The organism is Pseudomonas sp. GW821-FHT09C08 (assembly GCF_059418125.1).
On record NZ_JBWKPG010000008.1, the window covers coordinates 163,005 to 180,387 of the forward strand.

Genomic DNA, 17,383 nt, shown 5'->3' on the forward strand with positions numbered 1-17,383 from the left:
ATCAAATTATTTTTTAAAACAATATTTCCCACGTGGAACTTGTATGGTCGCGAAGAAACTCAGCGCTCCAAATGTAACCAAGACTCGACTGCTGGATGCGACAGAGGCTCTCTTCATCAAATACGGCTACGACGCCGTGCTGCTGCGGCAGATCACCGAGCGTGCCCAGGTGAACCTGGCCGCGGTGAATTATCACTTCGGGGACAAGGATTCCCTGATGAAAACCCTGCTGATGCAGCGCCTCGAGCCGCTCAACGAGCAGCGCCTGGAACTGCTGGCGCGCTGCGAAGCCGAATCCGACGGGCCGCTGGACTGCGACACGTTGCTCGGGGTGCTGTTTGCGCCGGCCATGGGCCTGGAGCGCAGTGACCCGGCGAGTGCCAGCGGGGAAGGGCGCTCGTTCATCCGGTTCCTGGGGCGGGTCTACAGCGACACGTCGCCGTTTATCCAGGAATACCTCAAGGTCCATTACCAGCCGGTATTCCAGCGCTTTTTCGAAGCCTTTGCCCTGGCGCTGCCGGACCTGCCGCGCAATGAGCTGGGCGTGCGCCTGCAATTTGCGCTCAAGGCTATTTCCGGGGTCATGGCCGGCACCGAATTGCGCCTGCTGATGAACTCCATGAGCCTGGGACGCCCAGCCACTGACGCCGAAGTCATGGCCAAGCTGATCACCCTGGTGTCCGCGGCCATTCGGGTGCCCCAGCAAAGCCCGGAAGCCGAAAACGCCTTGGCCAAGGTGCTGGATACCCAGCGTGCCATTCGCGAGCAAGCGGCAGCCCCGGCCGCCAAGGCTACGCGCTGATAGTCCTGTAGACACCCGTTTGCCGGCGAAAAACTCAAAGCGATAACGTTCAATTTCAAACTGAACGCGGCGCCTGGGTTTTTCGCCGGGGAGTCGATCCTGGCAAAAAACGCGCAAAAAAAAGCCCGCTGGGGCGGCGGGCTTGATGTGCAACGTTTGTAACGGATGAGGCTTTACCCTACGTCTTGGGATGTGAATAAAACGTGAAAAATATGTAAGAAAAAATGTGAAAGTGTTGACGTGGTCATACACGTCCAAACCGATCCTTTAGATTTTCCAGCGCCCGGCGCTCTTGGCCAGGCGTTGACGCATCGCATCCACGTTCGCCGCCAACTGCACCGTCAACAACCGATACCCATCCAGCGCACTGTACACCGGCGCATCCAGCGCAGGTTCGTTGCCGGTGATGTGGCTAGGCCGTTCCAGGCGTTCCGTCACCCCCGACTTCAACGCCCGCGCCATTCCCACCAGTTGCACCCGGATCTGCCGGTGCTCGGCTTTCAACATGACCTGCATACGCGCCATCGCCTGTTCATCGCGTGGGTCGGGTCGGGTGTTGCCGAGGATCTCCAGGGTGCTGATGCACATGCGCAGGTGGCGCTGGATCGCGTCCAGCTCGGTCATGGAGATGCGCACTTCCTTGGACACCGACGGCATCAGCGAGCGCAGCTGCAGCATCGCCGCGTTGAGGCGGTTGAGCAGTTTCAGGTGTTCATCGTCAGTCACCGACTGGCCATTGATGATGCGGCTATAGATCGCGGCGCAGTCGCGCAGGGCGCTGGCCAGGTTGTAGCGCCATGAGTACACGGCATACAGCGGCAGGGCGAACGAGAAGGCCAGGGCCAGCACGATACCGATCAGGATATCGACGGTGCGCCACAAACCGTCCGAGATCGGGTTGTCGCCATGCCCCGCGACGATAAACACAGTGATCGCCGACAGCAGTGCGATGTACCCGCCCTTGCCGATGGCATGGTAGGAAAAGAACCCGCACACCACTGACATCAACAGGTAGGTGAGCAACGGCAGGCCGAAGTAGGCTTGTTGCACCACCAGCAACAAGCCGACACTGGCGCCGATCAAGGTGCCGTAGGCGCGCTCCACGGCTTTCTTGCCGATATTGCCGTGGTGCTGCAGGCCGCCGATCACGATCAACATGGTCACCGAGGCCCACTCACCGTGGGGCAGGTTGATGCCGGTGGTGAGCAGGATCGTTGCCAGCAGGCCGATGGACACGCGCACGGCGTGGATCAGCTTGGCATGCCGATAGCGGCGGTAGGGGTCGAGCAGGGGGCGCAGCAGGCGCCGGGCAAACAGGGGCAGGTTCATCGGTATTGAAGGGGCCTCAAAAAGTCAGGGTTAACTCGAGCCACTGTGGGCGCTGGCTTGCCTGCGATAGCATCCGCCCGGTGGGTCTGCAGCACCGAGGTGTTTGCATCGCAGGCCAAGCGCCTACAGAAGCCTGCTGTCAGAAAATGTAGTCGGTGGTCAGGAAGCTTGAGTCACGGTTGCGCAGGATGTCGCTGACCAGCGCCTTGTTGCTTTCCTGGAATTTGGTGGCCACCAGGGTGCGGATCGAGAACACGCGCAGCGCGTCATGTACCGACAGCGTGCCCTCGGCCGAGTTCTTGCGCCCGTTGAACGGGAAGGTGTCCGGCCCGCGCTGGCATTGGGCGTTGATATTGATCCGGCCGACCTGGTTGGCGAACGCGTCGACCAGGCGCCCGACTTCCACGGCATTGGTGCCGAAGAGGCTCAGTTGCTGGCCGAAGTCCGAGTCGAGGACGTACTCGATCACGCTGTCCAGGTCGCGGTAAGGCACGATCGGCACTACCGGGCCGAACTGTTCCTCGTGGTACACGCGCATCTGCGGGTTCACCGGGTACAGCACGGCCGGGTAGAAGAATGTGCCGCGCGAGGTGCCGCCATTGGTATTCACCACCTGGGCCCCGTGCTGGGTCGCATCCGCCACCAGCGCGTTGAGGTAGTCGACCTTGCCGGCTTCCGGCAGCGGGGTCAGGGCGACGCCGTCTTCCCACGGCATGCCCGGTTTCAGGGTGGCCAGCTTGGCGTTGAATTTCTCGATAAAACGCTCGACCACGTCCTCGTGCACAAACAGGATCTTCAGCGCGGTGCAGCGTTGGCCGTTGAACGACAGCGAGCCAGTGACCGCTTCGCTGACGGCATTGTCGAGGTCCACTTCGGGCAGCACGATGCCGGGGTTTTTCGCATCCAGGCCCAGGGCGGCACGCAAGCGGTGCGGCTTGGGGTGCAGCTTCTTCAAGTCGCTGGCGGCCTTGTTGGTGCCGATGAACGCAAAGATATCGATCTTGCCGCTGGCCATCAGCGCACTCACGGTTTCACGGCCGCTGCCGTAGATCACGTTGATTACCCCGGCCGGGAAGCTGTCGCGGAACGCTTCCAGCAGCGGCCGGATCAGCAGCACGCCGAGCTTGGCCGGCTTGAACACCACGGTGTTGCCCATGATCAGCGCCGGGATCAGCGTGGTGAACGTCTCGTTCAGCGGGTAGTTGTAAGGCCCCATGCACAGCGCAACGCCCAGCGGCACGCGGCGGATCTGCCCGAGCGTGTCCTGTTCCAGCTCGAAGCGGCTGCTGCGCCGGTCGAGTTCCTTGAGCGCATTGATGGTGTCGGTGATGTAGTCGCAGGTGCGGTCGAACTCTTTCTGCGAGTCCTTGAGGTTCTTGCCGATCTCCCACATCAGCAACTTGACCACCGCATCCCGCTGTTCGCGCATGCGCCGCAAAAACGCTTCGACGTGCTGGATACGGTCGGCCACGCGCATCGTCGGCCATTCACCCTGGCCCCGGTCGTAGGCGCGCACGGCGGCGTCGAGGGCGAGGAGGGCGGTGTCGGCGTCGAGCAGCGGCGTGCTGCCGATATGCACCCGCTCGTCACCCAGCTGTACCGGGCTGAGCACCTGGGCCAATGGGCCGTTCCATACCTGCAACTGGCCATCTACCAGGTAATCACGCTGTTCAATGGGCGCCGCCAGGCGAAACTGTTCGGGAATGTCCGCGGCGGAGGCGGGAAACAGCTGGGCGAGCAGGTTGCTGGTGGTCATGTCACTACCCCTGGAATAGTTGCAAAACATGACTAGAGAGTCACCCATCCAAGGTCCGTATGGCAAGGGCCAGACGCGTTACAACAGCCCGCCGGCTGGCTGCGCCGGGCGAAGGCATCCCGTGCCGTGCAGGTCACGCCCAAGGGGTGGGCACAGTTGAAGGCGCAGTTGGGCCTCGATCCGCGCTGCCTGGAAAACCTCGAGCACAAGCCCGCGCTGGCCCCGCGCGTTGGGGTAAACTGCGCGGCTTTTCAGAAGGAGTTCACATGAGTCAGTACCAGCCGGGCATTCTTGCCGCACCGGTGCCTTTGCAGGCGCGCCACCTGTTTTTTGCCGTGGATACCCTGGCAGCCGTGCCCGCTGCGCTTGACGCGCTGGTGCAACTGGCCGATTCGGCGGCAGTGGTCGGGTTGGGTGAACCGCTGGTAAACGCGCTGGGCGCGCGCATTGACGGCTTGCGTGCATTCCCGGCGGTCAGTGGTCCGGGGGCGCACAACCCGTCGACCCAGCAGGCGTTGTGGGTGTGGTTGCACGGCGTGGATCGCGGTGAGTTGCTGTTGCGCAGCCGTGCGCTGGAGAAGGCCCTGGCGCCGGCGTTTCGCCTGGAGCAATCGACGGAGGGGTTCCGCTTCAAGACCGGTTTTGACCTCACCGACTACGAGGACGGTACCGAAAACCCACACGACGACGCCGCCGTTGACGCCGCCCTGACCGACAGCGGTGCCAGCTTTGCCGCGATCCAGCAATGGCAGCACGATCTTGATGGGTTTGCCGCGTTGCCCGCCCAGGAGCGCGACCACATCATCGGCCGTCGCCATGGCGACAACGAAGAGTTGGAGGACGCCCCCGAATCCGCCCACACCAAGCGCACTGCCCAGGAGAGCTTCACCCCGGAAGCGTTCGTGGTGCGCCGCTCGATGCCATGGGCCGAGAACGGCCAGGCGGGATTGATGTTCCTCGCGTTCGGCCATTCCTTCGATGCGTTTGAAGCGCAACTGCGCCGCATGAGCGGGTTGGAGGATGGCATTGTCGACGGGTTGTACCGCATCAGCACGCCGTTGACCGGCGGCTATTACTGGTGCCCGCCGGTCAAGGACGGGCACCTGGACCTGAGTGCGATGGCGGTTACCGCGCCGCTCTGAAAAGGCGCTGCCGGCGGGTTTGACCCTGTGCACTCGCCAGGCCCGTTCACACCTTGAGTGTGCCGGGCCTTGCCTCTGCAGGCCGTCCGCCCAGCAGATTCCCCCTCTGCGCAAACGCCGGCCTCAGCCGCGTACCACGGCAATGGCTGCTGCCGTGTATCCCACTGTATCCCTGGACCTTGCTGATACACCGGCATGACGTTCTGGCGTGTTCGCGACACAGAGCGGATACACGCCTGGCTTTAACTCTGTCCACCAGCCGGCGCCGGCGGTCACGTACCGCCACTCGCGCCCTGGTCACACTTAGTCAAGCCAGGAGATACACCGATGAAGCGTTCCTACGCAGCCCTCGCGGCCACCCTTGCGCTGTCCCTCAGCGCCTTTGCGGCGGTGGCCCACGCCGATGAACCCAAGCCCCAGGAAAAATGCTTCGGCGTGTCCCTGGCCGGGGCCAACGACTGCGCCGCCGGCAAAGGCACCTCGTGCGCCGGCACCGCCACCGCCGACTACCAGGGCAACGCCTGGGTACTGGTGGACAAAGGCACCTGCACCCAGATCAAGACGCCCAAAGGCTACGGCAGCCTGACGGAGCAGCCGTGATCCAGCGCCTGCTGCCACCGGCACTGCTGTTGCTGGTCGCGCGGCTGGGGATCGCGGCGGTGTTCTTCCTGTCGGGACGCACCAAGGTCACAGGTTTTCTTGAACTCAAGCCTTCGACCTACACGCTGTTTCGCTCGGAATACGCCTTGCCGTTGATCCCGCCGGAGTGGGCCGCCCACCTGGCGACCTACGCCGAGCACCTGTTCCCGCTGCTGCTGGTACTGGGCCTGCTGACCCGTCCTGCCGCCGCCGCGCTGCTGGGCATGACCCTGGTGATCGAGGTCTTCGTGTACCCCGACGCCTGGCCGGTGCACCTGACCTGGGCGGGCCTGTTGCTGCCGCTGCTGGCGTATGGCGGTGGGGCCTGGTCGTTGGACCGCGTGATCCGGGCTAAACGTTGCAACCCTTAATGGAGACATCCTGATGCGCATGCTTTCTTCCCTGGCCATTGCCATGGCCATGACTGTTCCGCTGTTGGCCCAGGCGGCCGACGCACCTCAACCCGGTACCGGCAAGAGCGTGGTGATCGTGCCCGGCTCGTTCGTCGACGGCTCTGGCTGGCGCGTGGTCCACGACATCCTGATTCACAAGGGCTACAAGGTCACCGTGGTGCACCAGGGCCACGAAAACCTTGCCGCCGATGTGGCCGAAGCCCGTGAAGTGCTGGAGCAGCAGGTCGGCCCGGTGGTGCTGGTGGGCCACAGTTCCGGTGGCGCGGTGATCTCGATTGCCGGCGACCGCGACAAGGTCAAGTCACTGGTGTACGTCGCGGCCCTGCAGCCGGAAGTCGGCGAAAACATGGCCCAGTTGATCGGCTCGATGCCGGCGCCGAGCGATGACATCAAGCCGAGCCGCGACGGTCACCTGTTCTTTGATCGCGCCCGGTTCAATGCCGACTTTGCCGCCGACCTGACCACCAACCGCACCGATTTCATGGCCGCCTCGCAGGTACCGGCGACCACGGCGTTGTTCGGCGGCACCGTGTGGGCCGCGGCCTGGCACAAGAAGCCGAGCTACGCGGTGGTCTCCACCGAAGACCGCGCCCTGAGCCCCGACCTGCAGCGCTGGATGTACCAGCGTGCCGGCTCCAAGGTCACGGAAATCAAGGCCAGCCATTCGGTGTACATCTCCCAGCCCGAAGCCGTGGCGAAGGTCATCGAAGACGCGGCTGCGGTCATCAAATAACCCACACCCCCAAAAGGAAAACACCATGAACACTGCACTCAAATCCCGCTTGAGCCTTGCCGCCGCCGCCGCCCTGATCGCCATGGCGTCTGCTTCATTCGCCACGGCCGCCAGCGCCGCCGACCAGCAGGAAAAACCCGGCCGCTGCTACGGCGTCAACACCTGCAAGGGCACCAGCCTGTGCGCCACCGCCAAGAACGACTGCAAGGGCCTCAACAGTTGCAAGGGCGAAGGCGTGATCGTCAAGACCCCTTCCGAATGCCTCAAGGCCGGCGGCACCCTGACTGAGCCGAAGTAACGCCCCTGGGTGGCGAGCCAGCTCCCTCGCCACCGTTTTTGATGGAGAAGCGATCATGTCGAATTCGACCGCGCACTTTGCAGGCTACGGCCTGGGGCTGCGCAAGGAGCACTACTGCGACTTCCTGGAAACCTCGGTGCCGGTGGATTTCGTCGAAGTGATCTCCGAAAATTTTATGGTCGCGGGCGGCCAGCCACGGCATATCCTGCGCCAGGTCCGCGAGCGGCACCCGGTGGCGCTGCACGGTGTATCGATGTCGATTGGCAGCGCCGAAGGGCTCGACCCGGACTACCTGCGGCGCCTCAAGGCGCTGGTGGACGAGATTGACCCGCTGTTCGTCTCCGACCACCTGAGCTGGTCGCGCAGCGGCGCCTTTAACGCCCACGACTTGTTGCCCGTGCCCTACACCGAAGAAGCACTCGACCGCGTGTGCGCGAATATCCACCAGGCCCAGGAAGCGCTGGGCCGCACCCTGTTGTTTGAAAACCCCTCCAGCTACCTGGCCTTCGAGGGCGCGTCCATGAGTGAGTGGGCTTTTATCACCGCCATGGCCCAGCGCACCGGTTGTGAGCTGCTGCTGGACGTCAACAATGTGTATGTCAGTGCCAGCAACCATGGCTTTGATGCACGGGATTTTCTCGACGGGATCCCGGCCGAGCGCGTGCGCCAGATTCACCTGGCCGGCCACAGCCGGGGCGCCGAGTTATTGATCGACAGCCATGACAGCCCGGTATGCAGCGGGGTCTGGGACCTGTACGCCGAGGCCATCGCACGGGTCGGGCCGGTGGCGACCATGATCGAGCGCGACGATCACCTCCCGCCTCTCGCCGAGCTGCTGCATGAGTTGTCGATGGCGCGTGCGGTGGGGGCGCGGCGATGAACCTGGCCGAATTCCAACAGACCTTTCGCCACTGGCTGGTCAGTGCGGCGGATGACGCTGCGAGCGCGCTGGGCAATCACCGCGCGGGCCTGGCGGTGTACCAGAACAACTATCGCGCGCAATTGGTCGCGTGCCTGGAGCAGGCGTTTCCACACCTGCGCCGTTGGCTCGGTGACGAGGCCTTCCTGGCCGCCAGCATTACCCATATCGACCGGCATCCGCCGCACGCCTGGACCCTGGATGCCTATCCCGAGGGGTTTTACCCGACGTTGCTGGAGGTGTTCCCCCACAACCCGGATGTGCATGAGCTGGCCTGGATCGAATCGGCCCTCAACCAGGCCTTTGTCGCCGCCGATGCCCAACCTTTGGCACTGGAGGCGCTGGCCACGCTGGAGTGGGACACGGCGGTACTGCGCCTCGCGCCGTCCCTGCGTTGCCACGCCCTGACCACCAATGCCGATGCCATCTGGTCGGCGCTCTGGCAGGCGCAGCCCGCAACGCCGGCGCAGATGCTGGAGGCGGCGGGCGGCGTGCTGGTGTGGCGGCGCCAGTTCACCTCGCGTTTGCGCCAGGTGGATGCGTTGGAGTTTCAAGCGCTGGCGCAGCTTCAGGGCGACGGCAGTTTTGCCGGGTTGTGCGAATGGCTGGTAGCGCGGCTGGGCGAAGAAGCCGGCGTGGCGCGGGCCGGTGAATACCTGGCCGGATGGCTGGGCAGTGAATTGATCGTGGAGGTGAGTGATGGTTGATCGGCGTGGTTTTTTACTGTTGGCCAGCGTGACCGTGTCGATGCCGACGTTGGCGCTGCAACAGGTCAGCACCGATGAATTCGAGCTGCGTTATGAAGCCGCAGGGCCGGAGGAGGGCCACGCGATCCTGTTGTTGGCGGCGGATGTCGGCGCGTTCGCCGAAATGACAGCGCCATTGGCGGCCCAGGGTTTTCGCGTGATCGTGCCTTCCCTGCGCAGCGCCGATGAGGCGGTGCTGGGCCAGGACGTGCTGGAACTGATGAACGCCCTGCACATCCCCGAGGCGCTGCTGGCCGGCCTGGAACTGGGCGCGCGGGTGGCGGCCCGGACGGCCAGCCTGAAGCCGAGTCGGTGTGTGGGGATGGTCACGCTCAACACCTCGGCACAGGCCGGCTTCGCCGAAGCGGTGGCATTGATGGCGAACACCGCGCACTGGCGAACATGAAAATTTCGACAGCCAGGCAATCACTCACTGAAAAAATCCCGATCTGCCCGTAATCTAGACACCTTTGCCACCTGTGCGGATTGTTCATGTCTTCTGTTGCCGATGGGCTGCCCCTCAACAAACGCCTGCCGGCCGTGATCGCGATCTCCCTGGGGATCGGCATGGCCACCCTGGACACGGCCATCGTCAATACCGCACTGCCGACCCTGGCCGAAGGGATCGGCACCGATTCCGCCTCGGTGATCTGGGTGGTCAATGCCTATCAACTGGCGATTATCGCCACGGTGCTGCCGTTCGCGTCCCTGAGTGATGTGCTGGGGCATCGCCGCGTGTACCTCGGCGGGTTGCTGGTGTTTATCCTCTCGTCGCTGTTTTGCGGGCTGGCCGGTTCGCTGGTCACGCTGACCGCTGCGCGGGTGGTGCAAGGGTTGGGGGCGGCGGCGATCATGAGCGTGAATACCGCGCTGCTGCGGCATATCTACCCGTCGAAAATGCTCGGGCGTGGCCTCGGCTATAACTCGCTGGTCGTGGGGTTGGCGTTTACCTTGGGGCCGACCGCAGCGTCGGCCATCCTCTCGGTGGCGACCTGGCACTGGCTGTACCTGATCAACGTGCCTTTGGGGCTGCTGGCCTTGGCGTTGGGATTGCGCTCATTGCCGACCCTGCCGATGACCGGGCACGCCTTCGACCGGTGGGCGGCGGTGCTGTGTGCCGGGCTGTTTGCCCTGTTGGTGCTGGGCCTGGGCACGGCGGTGCATGGCGCCCAGGGCGCGCTGACCCTGGGCCTGATCGCCGTGGCGCTGGTGTGCGGTGCGTTGCTGTTGCGTCGCCAGGCCGGGCACCCGGCGCCGATGCTGGCCCTGGACCTGTTCAAGCGGCCGGTGTTTGCCTTGTCGTCCCTGACGGCAATCTGTGCCTTCAGCGCCCAGGGCCTGGCGTTTGTGTCACTGCCGTTCCTGTTGCAGGCGGTGCTGGGGCATAGCCAGGTAGAAACCGGTTTCCTGATGACGCCGTGGCCGGCGGTGGTTGCGGTGATGGCGCTGGTGGCCGGACGCCTGGCGGACCGCGTGTCGCTGGGCGCGTTGTGCGGCATCGGCCTGCTGATGCTGAGTGTGGGCATGGCCGCACTGGCGAGCCTGGGCAGCGGCGCCTCGGCGTTCGATATCGGTTGGCGCATGGCGTTGTGCGGGGCCGGTTTCGGGTTCTTCCAGTCGCCCAACCTCAAGGCGTTGATGACCAGCGCGCCATTGGCACGCAGCGGCGGTGCCAGCGGTATCGTGGCGATTTCACGCTTGCTCGGGCAGACGCTGGGGGCGTCGTTGGTGGCCTTGTGTTTCCACCTGTTTGTCGGCAGCGGCCCGCAGTATGCCTTGTGGCTGGGCTGTGCATTCGCGCTGGTGGGCGCCGTGGCCAGTGGCTTGCGTTTGCTGCCCTACGGGAAAAAGCCGTTGTAAAACCCGCGGTGGGAAGGCTACCGTGGCGACCTGAATATTTCGGGATGTTTCAGATTTATGTCCAGCCTGGCCCTCCGTACCGCTGATACCCAGTCCCGCCGCGCCGCGCTGACCCTCGCCTTATGCCTGCCCAGTGACGTGTTGCTCTACCTGTTGCTGCCCATGGAGTCCCAGGCCTTCGGCATCACCCTGGCGCAGGCCGGGGTGCTGCTGGCAGCCAACCGCCTGGTGCGGATTTTCGGTTACCGCCATGTATTGAATTTCTACGCGCGCAACGGCGACCGGCTGACCTGCATGATCGCCGCCGGGGCCGCCACGCTGTGTGCGCTGGGCAATTCGGTATTGTCGGGCTTTGCGGCGCTGCTCGGGCTGCGGCTGGTCTGGGGCTTGTGTTTTGCCGCGCTGAACCTCTCGACCCAAGTGCTGGCGACCGCGGAACCGGCCGGTGCCGCGCGCCGGGCAGGGCGGTCGCGGGCGTTGATCGCCCTCGGACCGATGCTGGCGTTGCCACTGGGGGGCTGGCTGACAATGTGGGCCGGGCCGCGTCCGATTTTTCTGATTCTGGCCGGGTGCTGCCTGGTGGGCTTGTGGATGGCGCGCGGCCTGCCTACTGTCGGACATAATTTGCACAGCACCCCGGGGCGGCGTTTCAAGTGGCCCGACAGCGTGGCGCTGTGGTCGTTTATCGAAGGGGTGGCACTCGACGGGCTGTTTATCTTTGGCCTGTCGATCCAGGCGCAGAAGCTGCTCGGCGGCGATGCGGTGTTGATCGCCGGTGGCTTGATGGCGCTGCGTTATGTCTCCGAAATGCTCCTGAGCCCCCTCGGCGGCCATGCGGCCCAGCGCTTTGGTGCGACGTCGATGCTGTTGCTGTTTTCGTTCCTGAGTGCCCTGGCCCTCACCGCGTTCGGCAGCTATTGGGTGATTGTCGGTGCAGCGGCGGTGCTGGTGTTGCGTGCGCTGCAATTGCCGTTGGTGACCACCCTGGTGGCCGAGCGCAACCCCGGTTCGATGCGCGTGTCGGCCCTGGCGTCCAATGCGGTGTGGCGTGATATCGGCGCGGGCCTGGGGCCGTTGCTGGCGGGCCTGCTGCTGCCGATCGCCTCGGCACCGTGGGTGTTCGGCGTGGCCGGCGCGGCGATTGCCGTGAGCGCGGTGTTCTGCTGGCGCGCGAGGATTTCCAACTGACAAGCTGAGGTTGTGTGTGTCCCGACAAGAACCCTTGATACAGGTGCTGGACGCTGCCTATCGCCACTGGACCGGCCAGGGACTGCCGGCGCCCGCTCACCTGGATCCGCAACAACGCCTGGACTGGCTGCACACCCAGGCGCCCTACAGTCTGTTGGCCCATGATGGCGCAGCGGACCCGTGTTTTACCTACGTGAATGAATGCGCCTTGCAGTGCTTCAAATACCCGCGCGAGCGCTTCATCGGCATGCCGTCGCGGTTCAGTGCCTCGGAACTGGACCGCGCCGCGCGCCAGGCGCTGCTGGAACAGGTCAGCGCCCATGGCATCGCCGAGGGCTACAGCGGTTGGCGGGTGGACGCGCATAACCAGCCCTTCATGATTTATGCCGGGGTGGTGTGGACCTTGCTCGATGCGGCGGACCGGCCCTGCGGCCAGGCGGCGCTGTTCTGGCCGGATCGGCAACGTATCGGCGTATTGGCTTAAGCGCTTTTAAGACGTTCCAGCCAGGCGGGATCGAGGCGGGTTTGCTCGGTGTCGATCCCCAGTGCCTGCATCTTTGCGGCGTGCGCCTGGATCTCCCCGGCCAGTTGCGCCTGGGCGCTGGAGTTGGCGTCCAACGCGTGCATCTGCGTCAGCCCCAGGTGGTAGAAGCGCAGCAGCTTGATCGCCGTCGGGTCATCGGCCTGCACGCGCGCGGTGACGGTGTGCATCACATTGGTCACGCTCATCAGGCTGCGCTTGAGCTGCCAGCCATACACCGCTGCCGCCAGCCACGGCTGGTTCCAGAACAGCCCGCGCACCAGGGCGACGGTGACCAGCACCCCGGCAAAGACTCCCCCGACATTGAAACGCATGTTGTCACCGCCGGGCTCGCCGAACAGCATCACCGCCAGGCTCGACAGCAGCATCGCCAAGGCCAGGAACAGCACCGCCACGATCAGCGTACTGCGGCGGGTCTGTTGGCGGTAGGTGACGGGGTCGCAGGGTTTGAGTTCGAACATCCGGGTCATTTCTCCACATAGGGCTGGCATCTTCGCATGCTTTGCGCAATCAAGTTGAACGATGGTTCCCAGGGCTTTCTCTAAACCTGGGTACACCACAACCCCCGTGAGGTGAACCATCATGCCCGACTACAAGCAGCCGCCACCCGGTACCCCCGACCCCGATCGCACACCCGGTGAAGAAGAGCGCGACAACGATGCGTTGCGCCCCAATGACCCGAAAGAGCGTGACGAACACGATGATGTCGAGCGCGTCGAGGAAGACCTCGAAAACCTCCACGACCAGGCTCGCCCGCTGTAACAGGAGACGGTAATGAACAAACGCCCAGATGGCCCGGCTTCCAACGAACAGGTGCGTGACAAGGATGAGTTGGGCTTCGACCCGGACTCGCCGGACGTGTCCGACCCGCAGGTCGACCCCATCGGTGCGGCAATCGCGCCGTTGGATCAGAAGGATAAGGATGAGGCAAAAAAAAAGCCGCCCTACGATCCGTTGGGCGACTTGAAGAAGTAAACGAGCCCCGCCATTGAGCGGGGCTTTTGTTTACTTGGGTGGTGTCCAGGTCACTTCGGTAATCCCGTATTTTTCTGCCCAGGGACGCGTGGTTTTCTTCACCTGCTCGTGACCCACGCGGCCGATTCGGCTGACGTGTGCAATGTCGGCATCAACGGCCGCCCAGTGCCAGGCCTCGGCGTTGTTCATCACTTCGGCGCGCACTACAAAGGACTTCGGTTGACCGTGCAGCTGATAGTGGATGGTGTAGATTTTTGCGGTACTCATGTTGCCTCCCTGTCTTGTTATAGATGGATATGGGAGTGTTCAAAAAGGTTCATTCAAAATGACAATCCGCACGTCGGCACGGCATAGTGACGCACCCGCCCCGTGCCCAAGGACCGTGTCATGCCGCGACTGATTCATAGCCAGCTATACCTGCAACGCCTGGGCTACGACACCGTGCCACCGCCGACCTTGCAGACACTGCAGGAGTTGCAGCTGCGCCACGTCTGCACCTTCGCCTTTGAAAGCCTGTCGACCCTGCTGCGCCTGCCGGTGCCGATCGACCTGCCCAGCGTCGAGCAAAAAGTACTGTTCGATGGGCGGGGCGGCTATTGCTATGAACTCAACCAGATGTTCCTCGCGTTGTTGCAGGAGCTGGGTTTCGACGCGCGCGGCATCACCGGCCGCGTGGTCATGGGCGGGCCGCCGGATGCGCACACCGCGCGCACCCACCGCCTGAGCCTGGTGACCCTGGACGGCGTGCGCTACATCACCGATGTCGGTTTCGGCGGCATGGTGCCCAGCAGCCCGTTGCAACTGGACAGCGAGGCGGTGCAGGCCACCGCCCACGAACCCTATCGGCTGAGCCGCGACGGGCAGGGCAGTTACACCTTGTGGGCGCAGGTGGGCGGGGAGTGGCGTGGGTTGTATGTGTTCGACCTGCAAGTGCAGGCGGCCATCGACTACGAAATCGGCAACTGGTACGTCTCCACGCACCCGCAATCGCCGTTTGTGGGCCAACTGAAAGTCGCGCGCCTGGCCGCGGGCAAACGCCATACCCTGAACAACGCCCACTACGCGGTGCATTACCTGGATCGTCCAAGTGACAAGCGCACGCTTGAGAGCGCGGATGAGCTGTCGACGTTGCTCAGCGAGACATTTGGTATTCGTCTGCCGCCTGCGGCTGTGTTGCGCCCGGCGCTTGATGGCTTAATAGTGGCAACCGCGTAAGAGTATTGATCTAGAGCCTGCGCTGAACCGTTTTACCTCCACAACCGGGCAAATTAATTCGAACCTTTGGCGCGAGCGGGGGTTCGAACCGGTTCCTGAATAATTTGCTCACCAGACAAGGAGATGTAAAACGATGTCCAAGCTATTCGGAAAATTCCTCAAGAACACCTCGGTACTGGCACTGGTTGCCGCGCCTGCCGTGGTGTTTGCGGCCCCGTCCACCGACCCGATTTCGACCTTCGGGATCCAGGGCAGCTACAACGACTTCAAACTCGAAGGCGGCAGCGAAAGCGACAAGGACCACATGCCTGAAGCGGGCCTGTTCTACACCTTCGGCAACAAGCTGACCGGTGAATCCGGGTTTATCTACCAGGCCGGTATCGAGGCCAAATACGGCGAAAAGAGCGACAACAAACTCAAGGAAGGCCAGGCCGACCTGGACCTCGGCTGGCGTGCCGCGCTGGATGCGCGCAACTTCGTCGACGTGATCGTGGGCGGTGGCTACAGCTGGACCCGCTACGAGCCGGACACCAACGACTACGACGTCAAGCTCACCAACAAATCGCCGTTCGCCAAGGCCGCGCTGGGTTACAACCACCAGTTCGATGACATGACCCTGCGTGTCGAAGCCGGTGCGCGCCGCACCCTCGACGGGCGCGCCAAGCTCAAGGTGGAAGACGTCGGCAGCGACACCGTCGACCTCAAGGACCGCACCAACCCGTATGCCGAAGTCAGCCTGCTGATGAACCAGAAGGGCGACCTGCCAGTGATGGCGGGCCTGTACTACACCCGCACCGAGTACAAGCTTGACGAAGACTCGGCAGTGGCCGACAACACCAAGCTCAAGCGTGATGAATACGGCTTCAAGGTCGGTATCGCGTTCTAAGCCCCACTGCCGGATGCGGGGAGGCCAACGCCCCGCATCCGGCTGTCCGGTAATGCCCCCCTTTGTGTCCCGCAAAACCCTCAACGCCGCGCCGCCGCTGCCTTAGTGTGGAATCGCTTTCCACCGTATAAGAAGAGAGGCTGGCCATGCGTTGCATTGCCTTGTTGTTGGCCGTATCCGGCCTGCTTGCCGCCTGTGACGACACCCCCAGACATCCCCCCGCACGTGCCACGGCCGCGATTGCCATGCCCGTCGACCCGGCACTGGCCCAGGTCTACGACAGCAGTTGCAAGCTGTGCCACGCCAACCCGGCGTCCGGCGCGCCGCTGAGCGGCGACAAGGCCGCATGGAGCCCGCGTGTTGCCCAAGGCGTGGACACGCTGCTGGACCACAGCATCAACGGCTACAACGGCATGCCGCCGATGGGCCTGTGCATGCAGTGTTCTGAACAGCAGTTTGTGGCGCTGATCAGCTTTATGGCCGGTGTTCAACTCCAACAAGAATAAAAGGGGTGGTGGATGACGCTTTCACGGCGGCAACTCTTGCAAGGCTCGGCACTCGCCGGGGCATTCCTGGCACTGGCGAGTAACCCGACACTCGCCCAGTTGGCGCGGGCGCCGCGCCTGATTCCGTGGCGCAACTGGTCGGGGGCGCAGACCTGCCTGCCCCTGGCGCGGCTGGCCCCCAAGGACCTGGACGAACTGGTGCAGGTGATTCGCCAGGCGCCGGGGCAGATCCGCCCGGTGGGCTCGGCGCATTCCTTCAGTGCGCTGGTGCCCACCGACGGCACGTTGCTGTCGTTGAGTTATTTCAACGGGCTGCTGGACCACGACCCGGCCACGTTGCAGGCCACCTTTGCCGCCGGCACGCCGATGTCGCGCATGGGCCCGGCGCTCAAGGCCGTGGGCCAGGCGCTGCCGAACATGGCGGACATCGACTACCAGACCCTGGCCGGCGCGATTTCCACCTCGACCCATGGCACCGGCGTCGGCTTTACCTCGTATTCCGGCTGCGTCACCGGGCTGCAACTGGTCACTGCCCAGGGCGAGGTCCTGGACTGCGACGCCCAGCGCCATGCCGAGGTGTTCAACGCCGCCCGGGTCTCCCTTGGCGCATTGGGCGTGGCCACCCGGATCCGCTCGCAGAACCGCGCGCCTTACCGCCTGCGCGAACGCCAATGGATCGCCAGGACCGAAGAGCTGCTGGAAGACGTCGAGAAGAACACCCGCGAGAACCAGCACTGGGAAATGCTCGTGGTGACCCATTCCGACTACGCGCTGTCCATCGCCCTCAACGAAACCGGCGATGCGCCGACGCCGCCCATCGACCCGGCCGAGGCGGGCGGCAACGAATTCGTGTCGATCATCGAAAAGCTCGACAAGTACGCCAGCGACTTCCCGGACACGCGTCGCACCTTGCTCAACAGCCTGCGTTTTTTCGCCAGTTTCGAGGACCGGGTGGCCGAGTCGTTCGAGGTCTACGCCAATGTGCGCAACGTGCGTTTCAACGAGATGGAATATTCGGTGCCCGCCGAACACGGCCCGGCGTGCCTGCGCGAGATCCTCAAGCTGATCAACGACAAGGACCTGCGCACCTGGTTTCCCATCGAGTACCGCTACGTCAAGGCGGATGACATTCCCTTGAGCATGTTCGAGGGCCGCGACAGTTGCTCGATCTCCGTGCACCAGCATTACGCCATGGACCACCACAACTTCTTCGCCGCCGTGGAGCCGATCTTCTGGAAATACGCCGGACGCCCGCACTGGGGCAAGTTGCACACCCTCAATGCCCGCACGCTGCAGCCGCTGTACCCGCGCTGGGATGAATTCACCTGCGTGCGCCGCGAGCTGGACCCGAGCGGCAAATTCCTCAATGCGCACCTGCAATCGATCCTGGGAGTGGCCCGATGAATCGCCGACATTTTGTGCTGGGCACCGCGGC

At 63.8% G+C, this 17,383-nt stretch carries 22 protein-coding genes; 18 read left to right on the forward strand and 4 right to left on the reverse strand.

Annotated elements, in window-relative coordinates:
• Nucleotides 1-43: 43 nt before the first annotated feature.
• The gene (locus tag AC07OJ_RS24935; protein WP_065900958.1) at nt 44-802 is read left to right on the forward strand and encodes a TetR/AcrR family transcriptional regulator; all 759 of its coding nucleotides are present in this window, start codon (nt 44-46) and stop codon (nt 800-802) included.
• A gap of 267 nt (nt 803-1,069) precedes the next feature.
• Here the strand turns inward: AC07OJ_RS24935 and AC07OJ_RS24940 are convergent, their stop codons facing one another.
• Together AC07OJ_RS24940 and AC07OJ_RS24945 are read right to left on the reverse strand one after the other, a co-directional pair.
• Nucleotides 1,070-2,131 (reverse strand): FUSC family protein, encoded by a 1,062-nt coding sequence (locus AC07OJ_RS24940; protein WP_495095386.1) that lies wholly within the window; start codon nt 2,129-2,131, stop codon nt 1,070-1,072.
• A gap of 139 nt (nt 2,132-2,270) precedes the next feature.
• A complete protein-coding gene (locus AC07OJ_RS24945) occupies nt 2,271-3,887 on the reverse strand; it encodes an NADP-dependent glyceraldehyde-3-phosphate dehydrogenase (RefSeq protein ID WP_213554288.1) in 1,617 nt (538 codons plus the stop codon).
• Between the two features lie 266 nt (nt 3,888-4,153).
• Here AC07OJ_RS24945 and AC07OJ_RS24950 point away from each other — a divergent pair, with 266 nt between their 5' ends.
• The 11 genes from AC07OJ_RS24950 to AC07OJ_RS25000 all read left to right on the forward strand — a co-directional run bounded on the left by AC07OJ_RS24950 (nt 4,154) and on the right by AC07OJ_RS25000 (nt 12,309).
• Nucleotides 4,154-5,029, forward strand: a complete 876-nt coding sequence (locus AC07OJ_RS24950; RefSeq protein WP_065900950.1) for a Dyp-type peroxidase — start codon at nt 4,154-4,156, stop codon at nt 5,027-5,029.
• Between the two features lie 327 nt (nt 5,030-5,356).
• Nucleotides 5,357-5,629 (forward strand): BufA1 family periplasmic bufferin-type metallophore, encoded by a 273-nt coding sequence (locus AC07OJ_RS24955; RefSeq protein WP_106803409.1) that lies wholly within the window; start codon nt 5,357-5,359, stop codon nt 5,627-5,629.
• Nucleotides 5,626-6,039, forward strand: coding sequence for a DoxX family protein (locus AC07OJ_RS24960; protein ID WP_065900948.1), 414 nt, complete (start codon nt 5,626-5,628; stop codon nt 6,037-6,039). The genes AC07OJ_RS24955 and AC07OJ_RS24960 overlap by 4 nt, the downstream gene beginning before the upstream one ends.
• Nucleotides 6,040-6,052: 13 nt before the next feature.
• Nucleotides 6,053-6,814: an alpha/beta fold hydrolase gene (locus tag AC07OJ_RS24965; RefSeq protein ID WP_065900946.1), complete on the forward strand. Its 762-nt coding sequence runs from the start codon at nt 6,053-6,055 to the stop codon at nt 6,812-6,814.
• 25 nt (nt 6,815-6,839) lie between these two features.
• Nucleotides 6,840-7,112 (forward strand): BufA2 family periplasmic bufferin-type metallophore, encoded by a 273-nt coding sequence (bufA2, locus tag AC07OJ_RS24970; protein WP_016979675.1) that lies wholly within the window; start codon nt 6,840-6,842, stop codon nt 7,110-7,112.
• A 55-nt stretch (nt 7,113-7,167) separates the two neighbouring features.
• Complete coding sequence (gene bufB, locus AC07OJ_RS24975; protein ID WP_495095387.1) at nt 7,168-7,992, forward strand: MNIO family bufferin maturase; 825 nt, start codon at nt 7,168-7,170, stop codon at nt 7,990-7,992.
• Complete coding sequence (locus tag AC07OJ_RS24980; RefSeq protein ID WP_495095388.1) at nt 7,989-8,738, forward strand: HvfC/BufC family peptide modification chaperone; 750 nt, start codon at nt 7,989-7,991, stop codon at nt 8,736-8,738. The genes bufB and AC07OJ_RS24980 overlap by 4 nt, the downstream gene beginning before the upstream one ends.
• A complete protein-coding gene (locus AC07OJ_RS24985) occupies nt 8,731-9,183 on the forward strand; it encodes an alpha/beta fold hydrolase (RefSeq protein WP_495095389.1) in 453 nt (150 codons plus the stop codon). Before AC07OJ_RS24980 ends, AC07OJ_RS24985 begins: the two co-directional genes overlap by 8 nt.
• A gap of 86 nt (nt 9,184-9,269) precedes the next feature.
• The gene (locus tag AC07OJ_RS24990; protein WP_495095390.1) at nt 9,270-10,637 is read left to right on the forward strand and encodes an MFS transporter; all 1,368 of its coding nucleotides are present in this window, start codon (nt 9,270-9,272) and stop codon (nt 10,635-10,637) included.
• 57 nt (nt 10,638-10,694) lie between these two features.
• Complete coding sequence (locus AC07OJ_RS24995; RefSeq protein WP_495095391.1) at nt 10,695-11,825, forward strand: MFS transporter; 1,131 nt, start codon at nt 10,695-10,697, stop codon at nt 11,823-11,825.
• A gap of 43 nt (nt 11,826-11,868) precedes the next feature.
• Complete coding sequence (locus AC07OJ_RS25000; RefSeq protein ID WP_262135411.1) at nt 11,869-12,309, forward strand: MEKHLA domain-containing protein; 441 nt, start codon at nt 11,869-11,871, stop codon at nt 12,307-12,309.
• Here the strand turns inward: AC07OJ_RS25000 and AC07OJ_RS25005 are convergent.
• Nucleotides 12,306-12,827, reverse strand: a complete 522-nt coding sequence (locus AC07OJ_RS25005; protein WP_495095392.1) for a DUF3087 family protein — start codon at nt 12,825-12,827, stop codon at nt 12,306-12,308. The genes AC07OJ_RS25000 and AC07OJ_RS25005 overlap by 4 nt on opposite strands.
• A gap of 121 nt (nt 12,828-12,948) precedes the next feature.
• On the opposite strand from AC07OJ_RS25005, the gene AC07OJ_RS25010 reads away from it, so the two are divergent.
• Nucleotides 12,949-13,128 carry a hypothetical protein gene (locus tag AC07OJ_RS25010; RefSeq protein WP_065900931.1) on the forward strand — a complete coding sequence of 60 codons (180 nt, stop codon included), beginning with the start codon at nt 12,949-12,951 and terminating at the stop codon, nt 13,126-13,128.
• A gap of 12 nt (nt 13,129-13,140) precedes the next feature.
• On the forward strand, nt 13,141-13,341 hold the full coding sequence (locus tag AC07OJ_RS25015) for a DUF6021 family protein (protein ID WP_495095393.1): 201 nt from the start codon (nt 13,141-13,143) through the stop codon (nt 13,339-13,341).
• 30 nt (nt 13,342-13,371) lie between these two features.
• Here AC07OJ_RS25015 and AC07OJ_RS25020 read toward each other — a convergent pair whose 3' ends face one another.
• On the reverse strand, nt 13,372-13,608 hold the full coding sequence (locus AC07OJ_RS25020; RefSeq protein ID WP_065900922.1) for a DUF6555 family protein: 237 nt from the start codon (nt 13,606-13,608) through the stop codon (nt 13,372-13,374).
• Between the two features lie 120 nt (nt 13,609-13,728).
• Between AC07OJ_RS25020 and AC07OJ_RS25025 the strand changes: the two genes are divergently transcribed.
• From AC07OJ_RS25025 to AC07OJ_RS25040, 4 genes are all read left to right on the forward strand, one after another.
• Nucleotides 13,729-14,556: an arylamine N-acetyltransferase family protein gene (locus AC07OJ_RS25025; protein ID WP_495095394.1), complete on the forward strand. Its 828-nt coding sequence runs from the start codon at nt 13,729-13,731 to the stop codon at nt 14,554-14,556.
• A 133-nt stretch (nt 14,557-14,689) separates the two neighbouring features.
• Entirely contained in the window at nt 14,690-15,442 is a 753-nt protein-coding gene (locus tag AC07OJ_RS25030) for an outer membrane beta-barrel protein (RefSeq protein ID WP_495095395.1), read from the forward strand.
• 146 nt (nt 15,443-15,588) lie between these two features.
• Nucleotides 15,589-15,948, forward strand: coding sequence for a c-type cytochrome (locus AC07OJ_RS25035; protein ID WP_065900917.1), 360 nt, complete (start codon nt 15,589-15,591; stop codon nt 15,946-15,948).
• Between the two features lie 72 nt (nt 15,949-16,020).
• Nucleotides 16,021-17,352, forward strand: coding sequence for a D-arabinono-1,4-lactone oxidase (locus AC07OJ_RS25040; protein ID WP_495095453.1), 1,332 nt, complete (start codon nt 16,021-16,023; stop codon nt 17,350-17,352).
• Nucleotides 17,353-17,383: the final 31 nt, after the last annotated feature.